The organism is Mycobacterium sp. 2-64 (assembly GCF_035918375.1).
Taxonomy (GTDB): Bacteria; Actinomycetota; Actinomycetes; order Mycobacteriales; family Mycobacteriaceae; genus Mycobacterium; species Mycobacterium intracellulare.
This window is the reverse complement of the sequence record NZ_CP142361.1, coordinates 356,214-375,973: the sequence shown is the minus strand read 5'-3', so window position 1 is coordinate 375,973 and position 19,760 is coordinate 356,214. Positions and strand designations below refer to the sequence as shown.

General features: G+C 68.3%; 19 protein-coding genes. 14 read left to right on the top strand and 5 right to left on the bottom strand.

Annotated features, from left to right (window positions below; all coding sequences use genetic code 11):
- Positions 1-54 precede the first annotated feature (54 nt).
- The 7 genes from QGN31_RS01740 to QGN31_RS01710 all read left to right on the top strand — a co-directional run bounded on the left by QGN31_RS01740 (position 55) and on the right by QGN31_RS01710 (position 6,998).
- Positions 55-1,059, top strand: coding sequence for an ABC transporter substrate-binding protein (locus QGN31_RS01740; protein ID WP_041785277.1), 1,005 nt, complete (start codon positions 55-57; stop codon positions 1,057-1,059).
- Positions 1,060-1,172: 113 nt separating this feature from the next.
- A complete protein-coding gene (locus tag QGN31_RS01735; protein ID WP_008261736.1) occupies positions 1,173-1,847 on the top strand; it encodes a 5-oxoprolinase subunit B family protein in 675 nt (224 codons plus the stop codon).
- A gap of 33 nt (positions 1,848-1,880) precedes the next feature.
- Complete coding sequence (locus tag QGN31_RS01730; protein ID WP_014385978.1) at positions 1,881-2,798, top strand: 5-oxoprolinase/urea amidolyase family protein; 918 nt, start codon at positions 1,881-1,883, stop codon at positions 2,796-2,798.
- A 277-nt stretch (positions 2,799-3,075) separates the two neighbouring features.
- Complete coding sequence (locus QGN31_RS01725) at positions 3,076-4,521, top strand: MFS transporter (protein ID WP_043955461.1); 1,446 nt, start codon at positions 3,076-3,078, stop codon at positions 4,519-4,521.
- A gap of 89 nt (positions 4,522-4,610) precedes the next feature.
- A complete protein-coding gene (locus QGN31_RS01720; RefSeq protein ID WP_085978391.1) occupies positions 4,611-5,762 on the top strand; it encodes a uroporphyrinogen-III synthase in 1,152 nt (383 codons plus the stop codon).
- Positions 5,753-6,514: a sirohydrochlorin chelatase gene (locus QGN31_RS01715; RefSeq protein ID WP_014385982.1), complete on the top strand. Its 762-nt coding sequence runs from the start codon at positions 5,753-5,755 to the stop codon at positions 6,512-6,514. Before QGN31_RS01720 ends, QGN31_RS01715 begins: the two co-directional genes overlap by 10 nt.
- A gap of 31 nt (positions 6,515-6,545) precedes the next feature.
- Positions 6,546-6,998, top strand: coding sequence for a TetR/AcrR family transcriptional regulator (locus QGN31_RS01710; protein ID WP_008261746.1), 453 nt, complete (start codon positions 6,546-6,548; stop codon positions 6,996-6,998).
- Between the two features lie 12 nt (positions 6,999-7,010).
- On the opposite strand, the gene nirD is transcribed toward QGN31_RS01710, so the two are convergent.
- Positions 7,011-7,379: a nitrite reductase small subunit NirD gene (gene nirD / locus QGN31_RS01705; protein ID WP_008261748.1), complete on the bottom strand. Its 369-nt coding sequence runs from the start codon at positions 7,377-7,379 to the stop codon at positions 7,011-7,013.
- Positions 7,376-9,970, bottom strand: coding sequence for a nitrite reductase large subunit NirB (gene nirB, locus QGN31_RS01700; RefSeq protein WP_083863027.1), 2,595 nt, complete (start codon positions 9,968-9,970; stop codon positions 7,376-7,378). Before nirB ends, nirD begins: the two co-directional genes overlap by 4 nt.
- Before the next feature lie 228 nt (positions 9,971-10,198).
- Between nirB and QGN31_RS01695 the strand changes: the two genes are divergently transcribed.
- On the top strand, positions 10,199-10,639 hold the full coding sequence (locus QGN31_RS01695) for an Hsp20/alpha crystallin family protein (protein WP_008261751.1): 441 nt from the start codon (positions 10,199-10,201) through the stop codon (positions 10,637-10,639).
- Between the two features lie 67 nt (positions 10,640-10,706).
- Here the strand turns inward: QGN31_RS01695 and QGN31_RS01690 are convergent, their stop codons facing one another.
- Positions 10,707-11,480 (bottom strand): isocitrate lyase/PEP mutase family protein, encoded by a 774-nt coding sequence (locus QGN31_RS01690; RefSeq protein WP_009954320.1) that lies wholly within the window; start codon positions 11,478-11,480, stop codon positions 10,707-10,709.
- 105 nt (positions 11,481-11,585) lie between these two features.
- On the opposite strand from QGN31_RS01690, the gene QGN31_RS01685 reads away from it, so the two are divergent.
- The 5 genes from QGN31_RS01685 to QGN31_RS01665 all read left to right on the top strand — a co-directional run bounded on the left by QGN31_RS01685 (position 11,586) and on the right by QGN31_RS01665 (position 15,841).
- Positions 11,586-11,891: a hypothetical protein gene (locus tag QGN31_RS01685; protein ID WP_008261755.1), complete on the top strand. Its 306-nt coding sequence runs from the start codon at positions 11,586-11,588 to the stop codon at positions 11,889-11,891.
- 95 nt (positions 11,892-11,986) lie between these two features.
- Entirely contained in the window at positions 11,987-12,814 is an 828-nt protein-coding gene (locus QGN31_RS01680) for a hypothetical protein (RefSeq protein WP_008261757.1), read from the top strand.
- 46 nt (positions 12,815-12,860) lie between these two features.
- Positions 12,861-14,804, top strand: coding sequence for a fumarate reductase/succinate dehydrogenase flavoprotein subunit (locus QGN31_RS01675; protein ID WP_014381385.1), 1,944 nt, complete (start codon positions 12,861-12,863; stop codon positions 14,802-14,804).
- Positions 14,805-15,551 carry a succinate dehydrogenase/fumarate reductase iron-sulfur subunit gene (locus QGN31_RS01670; RefSeq protein WP_003874034.1) on the top strand — a complete coding sequence of 249 codons (747 nt, stop codon included), beginning with the start codon at positions 14,805-14,807 and terminating at the stop codon, positions 15,549-15,551.
- Positions 15,552-15,676: 125 nt separating this feature from the next.
- Entirely contained in the window at positions 15,677-15,841 is a 165-nt protein-coding gene (locus QGN31_RS01665) for a hypothetical protein (protein ID WP_008261761.1), read from the top strand.
- Positions 15,842-15,861: 20 nt separating this feature from the next.
- Here QGN31_RS01665 and QGN31_RS01660 read toward each other — a convergent pair whose 3' ends face one another.
- On the bottom strand, positions 15,862-16,350 hold the full coding sequence (locus QGN31_RS01660) for a flavin reductase family protein (protein ID WP_014943076.1): 489 nt from the start codon (positions 16,348-16,350) through the stop codon (positions 15,862-15,864).
- 81 nt (positions 16,351-16,431) lie between these two features.
- On the bottom strand, positions 16,432-17,493 hold the full coding sequence (locus QGN31_RS01655) for an isopenicillin N synthase family dioxygenase (protein WP_193375525.1): 1,062 nt from the start codon (positions 17,491-17,493) through the stop codon (positions 16,432-16,434).
- A gap of 160 nt (positions 17,494-17,653) precedes the next feature.
- Between QGN31_RS01655 and QGN31_RS01650 the strand changes: the two genes are divergently transcribed.
- Positions 17,654-19,489: an acyl-CoA dehydrogenase gene (locus QGN31_RS01650; protein ID WP_008261764.1), complete on the top strand. Its 1,836-nt coding sequence runs from the start codon at positions 17,654-17,656 to the stop codon at positions 19,487-19,489.
- The last annotated feature ends 271 nt before the right edge of the window (positions 19,490-19,760 follow it).

Here is a 19,760-nt window from a genome sequence, read left to right as displayed (position 1 = left end):
GTCAGAACTCTGCAACGCGAGCCGCCGGGTGGCGGAACGCGATACTCTCACGCGATGCGACAGGGATGGAATCGACGGGGATTCTTGCAGCTCGCAGGGGCTTCCGGCGTCGCCGCGCTGGCCGGGTCCTCGGCGCTTTCGGCGGGGTGCTCGTCAAACAAATCCGCACCGGGAGCCACGCCGGGATCGGTGACCCTCACCCACCTGTTCGGTCAGACCGTCATCAAAGAGCCGCCCAAGCGCGTCGTCAGCGCCGGCTTCACCGAGCAGGACGACCTCCTCGCCGTCGGTGTGGTGCCGATCGCGGTGACCAACTGGTTCGGTGACCAGCCGTTCGCGGTCTGGCCGTGGGCCGCGCCCAAGCTCGGCGGCGCGCGGCCGGTGGTGCTGAACCTGGACAACGGCATCCCGGTCGACCAGATCGCGGGGCTGAAACCGGACCTGATCGTGGCCGTCAACGCCGGCCTCGACGCCGACACCTATCAGAAACTGTCGGCGATCGCCCCGACCGTCGCGCAATCCGGGGGCGACGCCTTCTTCGAACCGTGGAAGGAGCAGGCCGCCGCCGTCGGGCAGGCCGTGTTCCAGGCGGACCAGATGAAGTCGCTGGTCGACGGTGTCGACCAGAAGTTCACCGACGTCGGCAAGAGAAACCCGCAGTGGACCGGCAAGAAGGCGCTGCTGATGCACGGCGCGCTGTGGCAGGGGACCGTCGTGGCCACCATGGCGGGCTGGCGCACGGATTTCCTGAACCAGATGGGGCTGGTCATCGCCGACACCATCAAACCGTTCGGCACCGATCAGCGCGCCGTCATCCCGCGCGATCACATCAAGTCCGTGCTCGATTCGGCCGACGTGGTGATCTGGACGACCCGCAACCCCGACGATCAGAAGGCCCTGCTGGCCGACCCCGAGGTGGCCGGGTCACTGACCACCGCGCAGAACCGCCACATCTTCACCACCGCGGAGCAAGCCGGCGCGATCGCCTTCGCCTCACCGCTGAGCTACCCCCTCGTCGCCGACCAACTGCCCCCGCTGCTCGCCAAAATCCTGGGCTAGCCGCTCGCGCGCATCCTGGCTGTTTGAGCGTTTGCTAAGGCAGCTCTGGCAGTGCTCGAAAATCCCGCCGCCGCCCCTCGCACGAGCCCCGATCCCGGGGTTACCGTCGAGTAATGAGCGTGACGGACCTTAGCGGCGACCTGGCCCACGAACTGCCGACCGAGCTGGCCGGCAACACCGTCCTGGACTACGGCGACCGGGCGCTGATGGTGCAATGTGGCAGTGCCGCAGAGGTTTTGGCGTGGACCGCCGCGCTGCGCTCCGAGCCGATCGCGGGCGTGGTCGATGTCGTGCCGGCCGCCCGCACCGTGCTGGTGAAGCTGGACGGCCCACGCCGCCAGGGCGTCGTCCGCCGGAGGCTGCACGCGATGCGCGTCACCGCCACGCCACCGGCCCCGTCCGAGCGCGGCGCCGACGTGGTGATCGACGTGGTCTACGACGGCCCCGACCTCGCCGAGGTCGCCGGCCACACCGGGCTGACCATCCCGCAGGTGATCGACGCCCACACCGCCACCCTGTGGCGGGTCGGATTCAGCGGATTCGCACCCGGTTTCGCGTACCTGGTCGACGGCGACCCGCGCCTGCGGGTGCCCCGGCGTCCCGAGCCGCGGACCGCCGTGCCGGCCGGATCCGTCGCCCTCGCCGGAGAATTCAGCGCGATCTATCCCCGGCAATCCCCCGGCGGGTGGCAACTCATCGGCCACACCGACGCGGTCCTGTGGGACCTGCAGCGCCCGGACCCTGCGTTGCTGATGCAAGGCATGTGGGTTCAGTTCCGGGCCGTCTAGCCCAACCGGGCCGCACCATTCAAGGAGGCAGTCGTGGCAGTCCTGGAGATCCTGCGCACCGGGCCGTTCGCCGTCGTCGAAGACCTCGGCCGGCCGGGACTGGCCCACCTCGGCGTCAGCCGGTCCGGGGCCGCCGACCGGCGAGCGCACAAACTGGCCAATCGGCTGGTGGCCAACCCCGACGACCGCGCCACCGTGGAGGTGACGTTCGGCGGGTTCGCGACCAGGGTCCGGGGCAGCGACGTCGACATCGCGGTGACGGGCGCCGACACCGATCCGACCGTCGACGGAATCGAGTTCGGCACCAACAGCATTCAGCACGTGCGCGACGGTCAGGTGATCTCTTTGGGCGCCCCGCGGGCGGGGCTGCGAAGCTACCTCGCGGTCCGCGGCGGGATCTGCGTGGAGCCGGTGCTGGGCTCGCGCAGCTACGACGTCATGTCGGCCATCGGGCCCTCACCCCTGCGGGCCGGGGACCGGCTGCCGATCGGCGAGCACACCGCGGACTACCCCGAGTTGGACCAGGCGCCGGTGGCGGCCATCACCGGCGGCGTCGTCGAGCTGTCCGTGGTGCCCGGGCCGCGCGACGACTGGTTCCTCGACCCCGACGCGCTGGTGCGCACCGCTTGGGTGGCGTCCGATCGCAGCGACCGGGTGGGGATGCGGTTGGTCGGCCGTCCCCTGCAATGCCTCCACCCGGACCGGCAGCTGCCCAGCGAGGGTGCCACCCGTGGCGCAATCCAGGTGCCGCCCAACGGTTTACCGGTGATCCTCGGTCCGGACCACCCGGTCACCGGTGGCTATCCGGTGGTGGGTGTGGTGATCGACGAGGACGTCGACAAGGTCGCCCAGGTGCGGCCCGGCCAGTCGGTGCGGCTGCACTGGGCGCGGCCGCGTACCCCGATCGGCGCCGTGGCCGGGGCCGGCGTCGCGAGTTGGCCGTTCGGCTAACGCAATTCCGGCGTTCGACTGTAGGACAGCTCACAAAGTCCGACGCACCGGCGTGAGATCACTTGGCGGCGATCGGCATTCGCGCGCGCCGGCAACCTTCAGGGACTTACCAGATAACTGGTAATCAACTAACAGCCCATATCGGCCGATTCCGGTTGACCCGCTCGCGTCCTAGATGTGAGCATCGGAAACCTACGGCGGGGCATGCCCCTTCATGCGGGACGCCCACGCGCGTCGCCGGCCAGACCCCGAACTGCTTCCAAAGAGAGGGATCGGTATGCACGCACGCGCAGCGTCCATATGCCAACGCGCCCAGGTGATTTCGCCGCGCCGCAGCCATCGCATCGCGGACTGGAATCCCGAAGACGCGGCGGCCTGGGAGGCCGGGAACAAGAAGATCGCCCGGCGCAATCTGCTCGGCACCATCGCGGGTGACCACGTGGCCTTCTCGATCTGGACGCTGTGGCCCGTCATGGCGCTGTTCATGCCGGGCGCCGTCTACGGTTTCTCCGCGGGCGACAAGCTGCTGCTGGGCGCGGTGGCCACCCTGGTCGGTGGTTGCGCCCGGATCCCCTACACCCTGGGCATCGCCGCCTTCGGCGGTCGCAATTGGACGACGTTCTCGGCCTTCGTGCTGGTGATCCCGACGGCGGGCACGATCGCCCTGTTGGCCAACCCCGGCCTGCCCCTGTGGCTCTTCGTGCTGTGCGCCGCGCTGACGGGGCTGGGCGGCGGCAACTACGCGGCCTCGCTGGCCAACGTCAACGCCTTCTACCCGCAGCGCCTCAAGGGCGCCGCGATGGCGGTCAACGCCGGCGTCGCCAACCTCGGCGTCGCGGTGATCCAGCTGATCGGCCTGCTGGTGCTGGCCACCGCCGGGCACCAGGCCCCGTACTGGGTGTGCGCGATCTACCTGGTCTTGCTCGTCGCCGTGGGGATCGCGGCCGCGTTGGTCATGGACAACGTCCACCATGGCACCCAGCTGCGCACCATGCGCTCGATCCTGTTCGAGCGCGACACCCACGTCATCTCGCTGCTCTACATCGCCACCTTCGGCTCCTGGATCGGGTTCTCCTTCGCCTTCGGGCAGGTGCTGCAGGTCCACTTCCTGGAAAGCGGGGAAACCGCCAAGCACGCCGCGCTGCACGCCGCCCAGGTCGCCTTCGTCGGCCCCCTGCTGGGCTCCGTGGCGCGCATCTACGGGGGGCGGCTGGCCGACCGCATCGGCGGCAGCCGCGTCACCCTTGGCGTCCTCGCCGGGATGACCCTGGCGGCCGCGCTGTTGGTCACCATCAGCGCCCTCGAGGACCAGCACGCCGTAACACGTTCCGTCAGCATGATCGGCTGCGTCGCCGGTTTTATGGTGCTGTTCGTCCTGTCCGGCATGGGAAACGGGTCGGTGTTCAAGTTGATCCCGACGGTCTACGAGGCCCGCAGTCGCGGGCTGGCCATGAGCGAGGACGACCGTCGTCGTTGGGCGCGCGCGCAGTCGGGATCGCTGATCGGCATCTGCTCCGCGGTCGGCGCGTTCGGCGGCGTGGCAATCAACCTGGCGCTGCGGCAGTCCTACCTGAGCACCGGCACCGAAACGGCGGCGTATTGGGCGTTTTTGGCTTCCTACGTCGGTGCGGCGATCATGACCTGGATGGTCTACGTCCGGCGTCCCGTCTCGGCCCCGGGCCGCTCCGGGGCGCGGGCGGAAGCCGAGGCCGCCCGTGTGTGAGCGGACTCGCAACACGGGCAATGCCACAGCAATTGCCCGGTAACGCAACCGAAATGTCGCAGGCATACACACTTCATATGGCCCCCCAACTGGCCCCACCAGACTCCGCGCCGCTGACCGGCTACCGGATCGCCGTGACGTCGGCGAACCGGGCCGAAGAGCTGTGCGCGTTGCTGCGCCGCAACGGCGCGGAGGTGTCCAGCGCCGCGGCCATCGACCTCATCGCGCTGCCCGAAGACGAAGAACTGCAGCGCCACACCGAAGCGGTCATCGCCGAGCCTCCCGATATCTTGGTGGCGCACACCGGCATCGGCTTCCGCGGCTGGGTCGCCGCGGCCGACGGCTGGGGACTGGCCACCCAGCTGCTGGCGTCCCTGTCCCGGGCGCGGATCGTGGCCCGCGGGCCGAAGGCGACCGGCGCCTTGCGCGCCGCCGGACTGCACGAGGAGTGGTCGCCCAGGTCCGAATCGTCGAGCGAGGTCCTGCGCTACCTGCTCGAATCGGATGTCGCCGGTAAGCGGGTCGCGGTCCAGCTGCACGGCGCGGCCGACACCTGGGATCCGTTCCCGGAATTCCTCAACGGGTTGCGGTCCGCGGGCGCCCAGGTGGTCCCCATCCACGTATATCGCTGGAAACCAACGCCGGCCGGCGGCGAGTTCGACCAACTCGTCACCTCGGTCGCCCGGCGGCAGTTCGACGCGGTGACCTTCACCTCGGCGCCCGCGGGCGCGGCGCTGCTGGAGCGCAGCCGCGAGTTGGGCGTCGAAGAGCAACTGCTGCAAGCGCTTCGCAGCGACGTGCACGCGATGTGCGTGGGCCCGGTCACCGCGCAGCCCCTGCTCCGCGCCGGGGTCCCCACGTCGTCGCCCGAGCGAATGCGGTTGGGGGCGTTGGCCCGTCACATCGCCCAGGAGCTCCCGACCCTTCGCTCGACCACCATCCGGGCCGCCGGCCACGAGATGGAGATCCGCGGGACCTGCGTGCTGGTCGACGGTTCGCCGCGGTCCCTGTCGGGATCGGGAATGGCGACGCTGCGCGCGCTGGCGGAGCGCCCCGGCGACGTCGTCGCGCGCAACGACCTGTTGCGGGTGCTTCCCGGCAACAGCAACGATCCCCACGCCGTCGACACGGCCGTGCTGCGGCTGCGAACGGCGCTGGGCGACAAGAACATCATCGCGACGGTGGTCAAGCGTGGCTACCGGCTCGCGATCGACCATCCGGACGAATCCCCATGGCACTGATCCTGGTGGCGCACGGCACCCGCAGGCCCGGCGGCGTGGCGATGGTCGAAGACCTTGCGGCACAGGTGAGTACGCTCGTCCGCAGCCCGGTCGACGTGGCGTTCGTCGACGTGGTGGGACCCACCCCCAGCGAGGTGCTGGCCACAGCGATGGCCGCCGGCCGGCCGGCGATCGTGGTGCCGGCGTTCCTGTCGCGCGGATATCACGTCCGGGCCGACCTGCCCGCCCACATCGCGATCAGCGGTCATCCGAACGTGACCGTCACCCCCGCGCTGGGCCCGAGCGGGCAGGTCGCGCGGATCGTCGGCGATCAGCTGCTGAAATGCGGTTGGCGGCCGGGCGATTCGGTGATTCTGGCGGCCGCGGGAACCTCGGACGACAAGGCCCGCGCCGACCTGCACACCACGGCGACGTTGTTGTCGGCGCTCACCGGATCGCGGGTGAGCCTGGCGTTCGCGGCCACCGGGGACCCGCAACTGCACGAGTCCGTCGACCGGGCGAGGCGCCGCGGTGGACGCGTCGTGGTCGCCTCCTACCTGTTGGCCGACGGCCTGTTCCAACAACGGCTGCACGATTGCGGCGCCGATCTGGTCAGTCAACCGCTGGGCACCCATCCCGGCCTGGCGCGCCTGATCGCGAACCGCTTCCGCCGCGCCCTGCCGCCCGCCCTGGCCGCCACCGCCCGGCATGCGTCGCGTCGATCGGCCCCCCAACAGGTCACCCACACGCGCGCGTTACGGCCAATTCCTTGATCTTTGGGCTCGAACCGGCGATCCTGGCACCATGCCCCGTCGCGAAGAGCCGTCGCGTGGCATCCTTGATCCGGTCGCCAAGGCGCTGCGTTTGCCGTTCGGCACACCGGAATTCATCGACCGGCTCGTCACCGGAGGGGTCAATCAAATCGGCCGCCGGACCCTGACGATGCTGATCACCACCTGGGATGCCGCCGGGGGTGGGCCGTTCGCGGCCAGCGCCGTCGCGTCCACGGGCATGGCCAAGACCGCCGAAATCGTCCAAAGCAATTTCGTGGGCCCGGTCTTCGGCCCGCTGCTGAAAATCCTCGGCGCCGACAAGGCGGCTACGCGGGCCTCGTTGTGCGCCTCCCAGCTCGTGGGCCTGGGCATCATGCGCTACGGCATCCGCTCCGAGCCGCTGCACTCGATGTCGGTGGACGCGCTGGTCGACGCGATCGGTCCGACGATGCAGCGCTACCTGGTCGGCGACATCACCCGGTGAGCGGTCGCGCGCTCAGGCCGCCCGGGCCTCGGCGTCGCGGGCGATCTGCACGAAGCCGTCGGCGGTGATCCGCACCGGGTACACCGGCACCGAAACGCTCGGATCGTCCAGGCAGGAACCGTCTTCGAGCGAGAACGCCTGCTTGAGAATGGGCGACTGAACCGTGACGCGGCCTCCGCGGTCGCCGACGATGCCGCGGGACAGCACGGCCGCCCCGGAGAACGGGTCGACGTTGCCCACCGCGTGCACGGACCCGTCGTCGAGCCGGAACAACGCGGCCTGGGAACCGTCGTCGAGCAGTACGCCGACGCCGCGGCCCGGAATGAGGTGGTCGTACGCGCACGCGCTCGTCCACACGGCAATGTCGTTGAGAAGCGTCATGATACCTTCCTCGTTCCTTCGGAGTTGTGCTCGCGGACCGTCGGCATGCCAATGGACACAGGGATTTTGCGGCCGGCGTGCTCGGTGAACGTCACCGTCGAATCGACGGCGTCGGGGGCGTTGACGAACGACACGAAGCGCGAGAGCTTGTCCGGGTCGTCGAGCACCCCCTTCCATTCGCACTTGTAGTTGCGCACGTGCCGCTCCATCGCGGCCTCGAATTCGGCTGCCAGGCCCAGCGAGTCCTCGCAGACGACCTCGCGCACGTGGTCCAGACCGCCGTCGAGCGACTCGACCCACGGCGCGGTGCGCTGCAGCCGGTCGGCCGTGCGGATGTAGTACATGACGAACCGATCGACGTACCGGACCAGCGTCTCGGTGTCGAGGTCGCTGACCAGCAGCTGCGCGTGCTTGGGGGTCATCCCGCCGTTGCCGCCGACGTAGAGGTTCCAGCCCTTTTCGGTGGCGATGACGCCGACGTCCTTGGAGCGGGCTTCGGCGCACTCCCGCGCGCAACCCGAGACGCCCATCTTGATCTTGTGCGGCGCCCTCAGGCCGCGGTAGCGCAGTTCGAGGTCGATGGCCAGCTGCACCGAATCCTGCTGCCCGTAACGGCACCAGTCGGTGCCCACACAGCTCTTCACCGTGCGCAGCGCCTTGCCGTACGCGTGCCCGGATTCCATGCCGCCGTCGACCAGGCGCTTCCAGATCTCGGGCAGTTGGTCCACCCGCGCGCCGAACAGGTCGATGCGCTGGCCCCCGGTGATCTTGGTGTAAAGGCCGAAGTCCTGGGCGATCTGGCCGATCAGGATCAGGTGCTCGGGCTTGATGTCGCCGCCGGGGACCCGCGGCACCACCGAGTAGCTGCCGTTCTTCTGGATGTTGGCCAGGAAGTGGTCGTTGGAGTCCTGCAGCGACGCCTGCTCGCCCTCGAGGATGTGGTCCGAGCCGGTGGACGCCAGGATCGAGGCCACCACGGGTTTGCAGATGTCGCAACCCTTTCCGCGACCGAAGCGCTCCAGCAGTCCGGAGAAGGTCCGCAGCTCGGTGGCGGAGATGATCTCGAAAAGCTCGGCGCGCGACTGGCTGAAGTGCTCGCACAGCGCCTTGGACTGCTCGACGCCCTCGGCTTCCAGCAGCTGCTTGAGCAGCGGCACGCACGACCCGCACGACGTCCCGGCCGAGGTGCACGACTTCAGCGAGGGCACATCGGTGCAGCCGTCGGCGATCGCGCACTTCAGATCGCCCTTGGTGACGTTGTTGCACGAGCAGATCTGGGCCGAATCCGGTAGCGCCCCAATGCCCAACGCCTCGCCGCCGCCGGATTGGGCCGGCGCGATCAGCGCGAGCGGATCCCCGGGCAGCTCGCTGCCGACCATCGGCCGCAGCACCCCGTAGGAGGAGGCGTCGCCGACCAGGACGCCCCCGAGCAGGGTCTTGGCGTCGTCGGAGAGCACCAGCTTCGCGTACGTCCGGTTCACCGCGTCGTTGATGGCGACCTCGAGGCAGTTCTCGGTGACGCCCATCGCGTCACCGAAGCTGGCGACGTCGACGCCCAGCAGCTTCAGCTTCGTGGACAGGTCCGCCTCGCCGAACTCCGCGACGCCGTCCAGCAGGCGGTCGGCCACCACCTCGGCCGAGGTATAGCCCGGACCCACCAGGCCGTAGCACCGGCCGCCGATCGCGGCGACCTCGCCGATCGCGTAGATGTCGGGATCGCTTGTCCGGCAGGACACGTCGGTGAGCACACCGCCGCGCTCGGCGCGCGTCAGCCCGGCGGCGACCGCCAGTTCGTCGCGCGGCCGGATCCCGGCCGCGAAGATCACCAGGCCGGCGTTGACCACCTGCCCGTCGGTCAGGCGCACCCGCACCGACGTCGACCCGTCCGGGTGGTCGACCGATTCGATCGACTCGGTGCCGGTGCCGACATGCACGGAGATGCCCAGGTCCCCGACCATCCGGGCCAGCAGCGCGCCGCCGGCCTCGTCGATCTGCTGGGCCATCAGTCGCGGCATCATCTCGATGACGTGGGTCCGCAACCCGAACTGGCGCAGCGCATTTGCGGCCTCCAGCCCCAGCAGGCCGCCACCGATGACCACGCCCGCGGTCGCGTGTGAGCTTTGCGCCGCGCGCTGGGCATCGGCGCGGATGGCGTCGAGGTCGTCGAGCGTGCGGTACACGTGGCAGGCGGGCAGGTCGTGGCCGGGCACCGGCGGCACGAACGCGTAGGAGCCGGTCGCCAGGACCAGGGTGTCGTAGTCGTGGCGCCGCCCGTCGGCGGTGAGCACCGACTTTGTCGCGCGGTCGATTTCGGTGACCCGCTGGTTCAGCACCAGCCGGACCCGGTCGTCGCCCGCGTACTCGTTGCCGGGCAGCGCGAGCAGCTTGCGGTCCCAGCTTTCGGTGTAGGAGGTCAGCCCCACGCGGTCATAGGCGGCGTCGGTCTCCTCGGCGAAAACCGTTATGCGCCAACGGCCCTCGGTGTCGCGGGCGCGGAGCGCCTCGACGAACCGGTGGCCCACCATGCCATGTCCGACTACGATGATGTGACGCGGCGCACAGCTTGCGCGCGAAATCCCGTCTGCAGACATGGCTTTGAGAGTAACGGCCAGAAATTACGTCTTTTTCGCGCAATGTGACAGTCCTATGACGAGGATCTCACAACTCACAGGGACGGCTGTGATTGATCGTTCGCTGCCGGCGAACGGCCAGTTGGAACTTAAGCGTGGTCGACTCATGTTTGTACTAGTAGCCGGTCATCGGAGCGCCGGTCACAGGAATCTCACAACGAAGATCAAGGAATCGAAAGGGGAAGCACCATGAGCAACCTCGCACTGTGGTCGCGACCGGCCTGGGACACCGACCGGTGGCTGCGCGACTTCTTCGGCCCCGCCGCCGCGGCGGACTGGAACAACCCGCTGAGCAGCGGTTGGCGCCCCGCCGCCGAGATCGTCAAGGACGGTGACGACGCGGTCGTACGTGTCGAGCTCCCGGGCGTTGACGTCGACCGGGACGTGAACGTCGAGGTCGACCGCGGTCGCCTGGTCATCCACGGCGAACACCGCGACGAGCACGCGGAGGAGAAGGACGGCCGGACGCTGCGCGAGATCCGCTACGGCTCGTTCCGCCGGTCATTCCAGCTGCCCGCCCACGTCACCGGCGACGCCATCACGGCGTCCTATGACGCCGGAGTGCTGACGGTGCGGGTCAGCGGCGCGTACGCCGGGAACCAGGCGCAACGCATCGCGATCACCAAGTAAGGCACCGACGAGACGCAAAAGCCCCCGCACGCACCGCGTGTCGGGGGCTTTTGCCCTCTGTTGCGCGTCAGCCCCAGCGGGCGAGCAGCTCGTTGGCCCGGCCCGTCAGCGCGGCCTGCAGGAAGGGCCCGAAGCTGATTCGCGCCACGCCCAGCGGACCGAAGGCCGCGGGGTCGTCCTGGTCGGGCAGCGCGATCGCGTTGACCGGCAACACCAATTCCGCGGTCAAGCGCCGCAACGTGTCGGGGTGGTGGCGGCCGACCGGGTACAGGACATCGGCGCCGGCGGCGGCCGCCTGATTCAGTCGCGCCACGGCGCGGTCGACGCGATCGGACTCCTCGCCGTCTTGGCGCAGGAACAGATCGGTCCGGGCGTTGATGACCACATGCACTCCCGCCGCGTCGGCGGCCGACCGCAGCGCGCCGACCAGCTCGGCGTGTTCCTCGGCGGACCGCAGCCGTCCGCCCTCCGAGTGCACGGTGTCCTCGATGTTCAGCCCGACGGCCCCGACGCTCAGCAGGCCCTCGATCAGGCGGTCGGCCGGGAGTCCGTAGCCGGATTCGATGTCCACCGAGACCGGGACGCCTTCCGTTTCCGAGACCGCCGCGGTGATCTGCGCGACGCGGGTGAGCACGTCGTCGAACGACATGCCCTCGTTGTCGGGTTTGCCGATCGAGTCCGCCATCGGATGGCTCCCCACGGTCAGCGCGGCGAATCCCGCGCCGACGGCCAGTCGCGCCGACCAGGCGTCCCACACGGTCGGCAGGATGACCGGGTTGCCCGGCCGGTGCAGCTTCAACAGGGTGGCGGCGCGCTCGGCCGGCGTGGTGGGGCCCGTCATCAGTGTTTGCTCCCTTGGCGTCGGAGCTCAATGGTCTGACGTTCGCCTGTGCCGTGGATAGTATTGGGGACGTACTGTGATCCGAAACACTGCCGAGGAGATGCGTTGACGAGCACGACTGGCACGACAGAATTCGCCGAACTGCACGATCTGATCGGCGGCCTGCGGCGGTGCGTGAGCTCGCTGCGGTCGCGATACGGCGACAGCCCCGCGATGCGTCGCATCGTCATCGACGCCGACCGCATCCTGTCCGACGTCGATCTGCTCGACACCGACGTGTCCGAGTTGGACCTGGCGGGTGCCACCGTGCAGCAGTCGGGCGAGAAGATCGTCATCCCCGACACCCAGTACGACAGCGAATTCTGGCGTGATGTCGACGACGAGGGCGTCGGCGGTCACAACAGGGCCTGAACAACCCGAGCGCCCCGACTCCATGCCCCCCGCTGGAGGGGGCCTTCTCTCTGTGTACCCTTCGACAGACAGCCCGTTCGAAGAGGAACAACTAGATGAGCGCACCCACGGCGAACCGTCCTGCGTCCGGTGTCTTTTCACCCACGCGCGCCCGTATACAGCAGCGGACCCTCCGTACCGACCGGTGGTGGATGTCGCCGCTGAGGATCGACCTCGGCTTCGCCGCATTCGTCATCTACGCGACGGCACGAGCGTTCCAGCAGAACTACTTCTTCGTCCCCAAATACCACTACCTGACGCCGTTCTACTCGCCGTGCGTCAGCAAGGGTTGCGGTGAGGCCGGCGACATCTGGCCGCAGTTCCTGCCCGACGTGTGGTGGCTGCCGTATGCGGCGGTGTCGCTGCCGTTCCTGCTGCTGTTCCGGTTGACCTGCTACTACTACCGCGGCGCCTACTACCGCACGGTGTGGCAGTCGCCCACCGCGTGTGCGGTGGCCGAGCCCCGCGTGCACTACAGCGGCGAGACGAAGTTCCCGCTGATCATCCAGAACACCCACCGGTACTTCTTCTACATCGCCTGCCTCATCTCGATCGTCAACAGCTACGACGCGATCGTCGCGTTCCATTCCGACAGCGGGCCGGGCGGATTCGGCTTCGGGCTGGGCAACCTGATCCTGCTGGGCAACGTCATCATGCTGTGGGTCTACACGCTGTCCTGCCACTCCTGCCGGCACGTGACCGGTGGGCGACTCAAGCACTTCTCCAAAAACCCTGTGCGGTATTGGATCTGGACGCAGGTCAGCGCGATGAACACCCGGCACAAGCAGTTCGCCTGGATCACGCTGGGCACCCTGATGCTCACCGATTTCTACATCGCACTGGTGGCCAGCGGCGCCATCAGCGACCTGAGATTCGTTGGCTGAAAAGCCATTTGACTTACAAATCAGAACGTAGCTAGCGAGGGTTTTCATGGTTGATGTCGAGCGGCATGCCTACGACGTAGTCGTCATCGGCGCCGGCGGCGCGGGATTGCGCGCGGTCATCGAGGCGCGCGAACGCGGCCTGCGGGTCGCGGTGGTGTGCAAGTCCCTGTTCGGCAAGGCACACACCGTGATGGCCGAGGGTGGGTGCGCGGCCTCGATGGGCAACACCAACCCGAAGGACAACTGGAAGACCCACTTCGGCGACACGATGCGCGGTGGGAAGTTCCTCAACAACTGGCGGATGGCCGAACTGCACGCCAAGGAGGCCCCGGACCGCGTCTGGGAGCTGGAAACCTATGGCGCGCTGTTCGATCGCCTCAAGGACGGCAAGATCAGCCAGCGCAACTTCGGCGGGCACACCTACCCGCGGCTGGCGCACGTCGGTGACCGCACCGGCCTGGAGCTGATCCGCACCATGCAGCAGAAGATCGTCTCGCTGCAGCAGGAGGACTACGCCGAGCTCGGCGACTACGAGGCCCGCATCCGGGTGTTCGCCGAAACCACGATCACCGAACTGATCAAGGACGGCGACGCGATCGCCGGGGCGTTCGGCTACATCCGCGAAAGCGGCAACTTCATCCTGTTCGAGGCGCCCGCGGTGGTGCTGGCCACCGGCGGCATCGGCAAGTCATTCAAGGTCACCTCGAACTCCTGGGAGTACACCGGCGACGGGCACGCCCTGGCGCTCCGGGCGGGCGCGTCCCTGATCAACATGGAGTTCGTCCAGTTCCACCCGACGGGCATGGTGTGGCCGCCGAGCGTGAAGGGGATCCTGGTCACCGAGGGCGTTCGCGGCGACGGCGGGGTGCTGAAGAACTCCGACGACAAGCGGTTCATGTTCGACTACATCCCGCCGGTCTTCAAAGGCCAGTACGCCGAGACCGAGCAAGAGGCCGACCAGTGGCTCAAGGACAACGACTCGGCCCGCCGCACCCCTGACCTGCTGCCGCGCGACGAGGTCGCGCGCGCGATCAACTCCGAGGTCAAGGCCGGCCGGGGCAGCCCACACGGCGGCGTCTTCCTCGACATCGCGTCGCGGCTGACGCCGGCGGAGATCAACCGCCGCCTGCCGTCGATGTACCACCAGTTCAAGGAGCTGGCCGGGGTCGACATCACCAAGGAGCCGATGGAAGTCGGGCCGACCTGCCACTACGTGATGGGCGGCGTCGAGGTCGACGCCGACACCGGGGCGGCCACCGTGCCCGGGCTCTTCGCCGCGGGCGAATGCTCCGGCGGCATGCACGGCTCGAACCGGCTGGGCGGCAACTCGCTGTCGGACCTGCTGGTATTCGGCCGGCGCGCCGGCCTGGGCGCCGCCGACTACGTGCGGGCGCTGAGCAGCCGTCCGACGGTCGGCGACGGCGCCGTCGAGGCGGCGGCGAAGCGGGCCCTGTCCCCCTTCGAGGCGCCGGCGGGCGGCGGCCCCGGCGAGAACCCCTACACCCTGCAGCTCGAGCTGCAGCAGTCGATGAACGACCTGGTCGGCATCATCCGCAATGCCGACGAGATCTCCGAGGCTTTGGCCCGGCTCGACAAGCTGCGGGAGCGGTTCAAGAACCTGCATGTGGAGGGGCAGCGCCGCTACAACCCGGGCTGGAACCTGGCCATCGACCTGCGCAACATGCTGCTGGTCAGCGAATGCGTCGCCAAGGCCGCGCTGCAGCGCACCGAGAGCCGGGGCGGGCACACCCGCGACGACCACCCGTCGATGGACTCGTCGTGGCGCAAGCTGTTGCTGGTCTGCGAGGCAGTCGCCGAGCCAGGCGACGTTGAAGCCGCGGTGATCCCCGACATCACCATCACGAAGAAAGAGCAGACGCCGATGCGGCCCGATCTGCTGGAACTGTTCGACATCGCCGAGCTGGAGAAGTACTACACCGACGAGGAGCTCGCCGGGCATCCAGGGCGGACACCCAGGACGGAGAAGTAAATGACCTACAACGCGACGATGCGGGTGTGGCGCGGCGACGACGCCAACGGTGCGTTGCAGGACTTCACCGTCGAGGTCAACGAGGGTGAGGTTGTCCTCGACATCATCCACCGCCTGCAGCAGACCCAGACGCCCGACCTGGCGGTCCGGTGGAACTGCAAGGCGGGCAAGTGCGGCTCGTGCTCCGCGGAGATCAACGGCTATCCGCGGTTGCTCTGCATGACCCGGATGTCCACGTTCGCCGAGGACGAGGTCGTCACGGTCACGCCGCTGCGGACGTTCCCGGTGATCCGGGACCTGGTCACCGACGTCTCGTTCAACTACGAGAAGGCCCGCGAGATACCGTCTTTCGCGCCGCCCAAGGACCTGCAACCCGGCGAGTACCGGATGGCGCAGGAGGACGTCCAGCGCTCCCAAGAGTTCCGCAAGTGCATCGAGTGCTTCCTGTGCCAGAACGTGTGCCACGTGGTCCGCGACCACGAGGAGAACAAGAAGGCGTTCGCCGGCCCCCGCTTCCTGATGCGGATCGCCGAGCTGGAGATGCACCCCCTGGACACCCGGGACCGGCGCAAGGACGCCCAGGAAGAGCACGGCCTGGGGTACTGCAACATCACCAAGTGCTGCACCGAGGTCTGCCCGGAGAACATCAAGATCACCGACAACGCGCTGATCCCGATGAAGGAGCGCGTCGCCGACCGCAAGTACGACCCGGTGGTCTGGCTCGGTAACAAGCTGTTCCGTCGCTGAGCGCTCCCGCCGCGCCCCCACCCGGGTGGCGGGGTTAGGGCGTCGCGGTACCCGGGTAACCAACCTGCATCCTGTCGGGCCGTCCGGATGGACGGCCGCTGTACCAACGACCGGAAAGGCAGCTCATGGAACCCAGGCGAGAAACCGCCAGCATCAACAACATTCGGACCGCAATCCGGCAATTGTCCGTGCGCGCCCAGCTCGCGCAGAAGGAGGGGCGGCACAACGACGCCGCCGAACTCGAAAGCCGCATCCAAGGCTTCCGGGAAGAACTCAGCCACCGGCCCTAGCGCGCGCCGGCGGCCCCGGTTCAGGCGCCCAAGCGGCGGAAATTGCTCCGGTGGAACACGATGGGCGCCACGTCGGCGTCCACGGTCACCTCGTTGACCCGCAACACGACGATCGTGTGGTCGCCGGCGGGAATGAGTTGCTCGATGGCGCTTTCCAGCCACAGGCCGGTGCCCTTGATGAACACCGCCCCGGTGGGCCGCGAGACGGTCTCCAGGCCGGCGAACCTGTCGCCGGTTTTGGCGGCCAGCGTGCGGGCGGCCTCGTCGTGCGCCTCGCCGAGCACGCTGATGCCCAGCATGGGCAGGTCCTTGAGTTTGGGCCACGTCGTCGAGGTGTTCTGCACGCAGAACGACACCAACGGCGGGTCCAGCGAGACCGGCACGAAGGTGCTGGCGGCCAGCCCTTCCCGGGTTCCGTTCACCTCGGCGGCGATGGCCACCACACCCGATGGGAAATGACCGAAGGCCTCACGAAGTGACGACGCTGTCAGCTTGTTGTTCGAGTTCACCGGACTTTTTCGCCCCTAGAGCGCCAGACGTATTTTCGGGTCCGACCCTACCCGGCGCGCATCGTCCCGGCGCGGACACCCTTACTCGTTTTCTAAGCGCTCTGCCGAATACCCGTGCGCGGAAGCGACATCCGGGTGCGAGCGCAGCCGGCTCTTCCAGGCGTTGCGGCCGTAGACCGAGAAGATGGGGTCGGCGGGATCCTGCGACGCCGCCCAGTCCGTCCCGGTGCCCGCCGCGAGTTCGCGGGGCAGCGCGAGTACGGGTATCCGCGCGTCGAGGCGCGGATTGAAGAAGTAGGGCACCGAGATCCGGTCGGTCGCCGGGCCCTGCAGGTTGACCCGGTGCTCGGTGGCCCGCAGGTAGCCGCGCGTCGCCGCCTCCAGCAGTTCACCGATGTTGACGATGAACGCCCCCTCGCGCGGGGGGACGTCGATCCAGGCGTCGTCGAACGCCCGCCGCACCTGCAGGCCCCGGCTGCCCGGCTCCGCCAGCAGCAGCGTGAGCACCCCGGCGTCCCGGTGCGCGCCCACGCCCTGGGAGCCGGCCGCGCGCCCCGGGTAGCGGATGATCTTGATCAGCGTGGCCGGGGTTTCGGCGAAGGCGCGGTCGAACACGTCGGCCGGGCTGCCCAGCGAGGCCGCCCAGTGCCGCAGCAGGGTGCGGGCCACCGCCGACAGCGCGGCGTCCCACTCCTCGACGAGTCCGGGCAGCTCGGGCAGCGCGGCCGGCCACTGGTTGGGACCCTGTAGCCACCGGTAGTCGGACTTGCCCAGCCCGCCGATCGGCGGACGTTGCGGCCCGATGTCGATCTGCTCGCGCCAATCCACCTCGCCGCGGGTCACCTCGCCACCCAGGCGGGTGTAGCCGCGGAAATGCGGGCTGCGCACCATGGCGACCGAGTCCTTGTCGTGCTGCGGCAGCGCGAAGAGCCGGCGCGCGGCCTCGAGCATCCGCGTCACCAATTCCGGGGCGACCCCATGGCCGGTCAGATAGAAGAATCCGACCCGGTGGGCGGCCTCGCGCAGACCGTCCCGCAACCGCGCCGGATCGGCCCGCAGGTCGACGACCGGCACCGCAGTGACGCCCGGCACATTGGCCGTCCCGCGCCCGTCTCCGCAGGTAGCGCGGGTTTTCGACGGCATCGGCGCACCCTTCCCAACCGGTTGGTTAATTAGGCAATGAAATCTAGCTCACATCCGCTTGCATCCCACTGACGCTAACGATATTTTAGGTGTTGTTACTGGTGGGTAACTTAGACCTAGTACCCAACCACAAGTGGCATTCTCAACGAGGAGGACCGTAGTGAGCCACTACAAGAGCAACGTCCGCGACCAGGCGTTCAACCTGTTCGAGGTATTGGGCGTTGACAAGGCCTTGGGCCAGGGCGAATACAGCGACCTGGACGTAGACACCGCCAACGAAATGCTCAACGAGATGAGCCGGCTGGCCGAGGGGCCGATCGCCGACTCGTTCGTCGAGGGCGACCGCAACCCGCCGGTCTTCGACCCGAAGACGCACTCGGTGACGCTGCCGGAATCCTTCAAGAAGTCCGTACACGCCGTCATCGAGGCCGGGTGGGACAAGGTCGGCATCGACGAGGCCCTCGGCGGCGTGGCAATGCCCAAGTCGCTGCTGTGGGCGCTGCACGAGCACATCCTGGGCGCCAACCCGGCCGTGTGGATGTACGCCGGCGGCGCGGGTTTCGCGAACATCCTGTACCACCTCGGCACCGAGGAGCAGAAGAAGTGGGCCGTCCTGGCCGCCGAGCGCGGCTGGGGTTCGACCATGGTGCTCACCGAGCCGGACGCCGGCTCCGACGTCGGCGCCGGGCGGACCAAGGCCGTCAAGCAGGACGACGGGTCCTGGCACATCGACGGTGTGAAGCGATTCATCACCTCGGCCGACTCCGGCGACCTGTTCGAGAACATCTTCCACCTGGTGCTGGCGCGCCCCGAGGGCGCCGGACCCGGCACCAAGGGCCTGTCGCTGTTCTTCGTGCCCAAGTTCCTGTTCGACTTCGAGACCGGTGAGCTGGGCGAGCGTAACGGCGTGTTCGTCACCAACGTCGAGCACAAGATGGGCCTGAAGGTGTCGGCGACCTGTGAGCTGAGCTTCGGCCAGCACGACGTTCCCGCCAAGGGCTGGCTGGTCGGCGAGGTGCACAACGGCATCGCGCAGATGTTCGACGTGATCGAGCAGGCCCGCATGATGGTCGGCACCAAGGCCATCGCGACCCTGTCGACGGGTTACCTGAACGCGTTGGAGTACGCGAAGTCCCGGGTCCAGGGCGCGGACATGACCCAGATGACCGACAAGACGGCACCGCGGGTGACCATCACGCACCACCCCGACGTGCGCCGGTCGCTGATGACCCAGAAGGCCTACGCCGAGGGTCTGCGGGCGCTGTACCTGTTCACGTCGACCTACCAGGACGCCTCGGTGGCCGAGGCCCTGCACGGTGTGGACGCCGAGCTGGCCGTGAAGGTCAACGACCTGATGCTGCCGGTGGTCAAGGGTGTCGGCTCGGAGCAGGCCTACGCCAAGCTGACCGAGAGCCTGCAGACGTTCGGTGGGTCCGGCTTCCTGCAGGACTACCCGATCGAGCAGTACATCCGGGACGCCAAGATCGACTCGCTCTACGAGGGCACCACCGCCATCCAGGCGCAGGACTTCTTCTTCCGCAAGATCGTCCGCGACAAGGGTGTGGCGCTGGCCCACGTGTCCGAGCAGATCCAGAAGTTCGTCGACAGCGAGTCCGGCAACGGGCGGTTGAAGACGGAACGGGAGTACCTGGCCAAGGCCCTGACCGACGTTCAGGCCATGGCGACCTCGCTGACCGGTTACCTGATGGCGGCGCAGGAGGACGTGACCAGCCTCTACAAGGTGGGTCTGGGTTCGGTGCGCTTCCTGATGAGCGTCGGTGACCTGGTCATCGGCTGGCTGTTGCAGCGTCAGGCCGCGGTGGCCGTGGCGGCGCTCGACGCCGGCGCCAGCGGTGACGACAAGGCCTTCTACGAGGGCAAGGTCGCGGTGGCGTCGTTCTTCGCGAAGAACTTCCTGCCGATGCTGACCAGCACCCGCGAGGTCATCGAGACGCTGGACAACGACATCATGGAGCTCGACGAGGCCGCCTTCTAGGCCGCTTCGTAGGGACGCACAAATCCCCCGCCTCGCGTGCGAGGCGGGGGATTTTGCGTCGGTCTGACCGTCAGAACACCAAAAAGGCCGCCGCTGGATCCCCTCACTCCAGCGGCGGCCCTTTTCGGACGCCCATCGGCCAAGACCGACAGGCGGTCGTTCCGGGGGATGCCCCGTATTGCCGTCGGGGTCGGGGGGTCAGACCACAACACGGGGCCATCCGGGGTCACGGATACCCGCCGCCTTCGATCGCTAACCCGATGTGACCCAT

Coding starts and splice junctions, on each gene's coding strand:
- QGN31_RS01740 (WP_041785277.1), top strand. CDS start 55: ATGCGACAGGGATGGAATCGACGGGGATTCTTGCAGCTCGCAGGGGCT.
- QGN31_RS01735 (WP_008261736.1), top strand. CDS start 1,173: ATGAGCGTGACGGACCTTAGCGGCGACCTGGCCCACGAACTGCCGACC.
- QGN31_RS01725 (WP_043955461.1), top strand. CDS start 3,076: ATGCACGCACGCGCAGCGTCCATATGCCAACGCGCCCAGGTGATTTCG.
- QGN31_RS01715 (WP_014385982.1), top strand. CDS start 5,753: ATGGCACTGATCCTGGTGGCGCACGGCACCCGCAGGCCCGGCGGCGTG.
- QGN31_RS01710 (WP_008261746.1), top strand. CDS start 6,546: ATGCCCCGTCGCGAAGAGCCGTCGCGTGGCATCCTTGATCCGGTCGCC.
- nirD (WP_008261748.1), bottom strand. CDS start 7,379: ATGACGCTTCTCAACGACATTGCCGTGTGGACGAGCGCGTGCGCGTAC.
- nirB (WP_083863027.1), bottom strand. CDS start 9,970: ATGTCTGCAGACGGGATTTCGCGCGCAAGCTGTGCGCCGCGTCACATC.
- QGN31_RS01695 (WP_008261751.1), top strand. CDS start 10,199: ATGAGCAACCTCGCACTGTGGTCGCGACCGGCCTGGGACACCGACCGG.
- QGN31_RS01690 (WP_009954320.1), bottom strand. CDS start 11,480: ATGACGGGCCCCACCACGCCGGCCGAGCGCGCCGCCACCCTGTTGAAG.
- QGN31_RS01680 (WP_008261757.1), top strand. CDS start 11,987: ATGAGCGCACCCACGGCGAACCGTCCTGCGTCCGGTGTCTTTTCACCC.
- QGN31_RS01675 (WP_014381385.1), top strand. CDS start 12,861: ATGGTTGATGTCGAGCGGCATGCCTACGACGTAGTCGTCATCGGCGCC.
- QGN31_RS01670 (WP_003874034.1), top strand. CDS start 14,805: ATGACCTACAACGCGACGATGCGGGTGTGGCGCGGCGACGACGCCAAC.
- QGN31_RS01665 (WP_008261761.1), top strand. CDS start 15,677: ATGGAACCCAGGCGAGAAACCGCCAGCATCAACAACATTCGGACCGCA.
- QGN31_RS01655 (WP_193375525.1), bottom strand. CDS start 17,493: ATGCCGTCGAAAACCCGCGCTACCTGCGGAGACGGGCGCGGGACGGCC.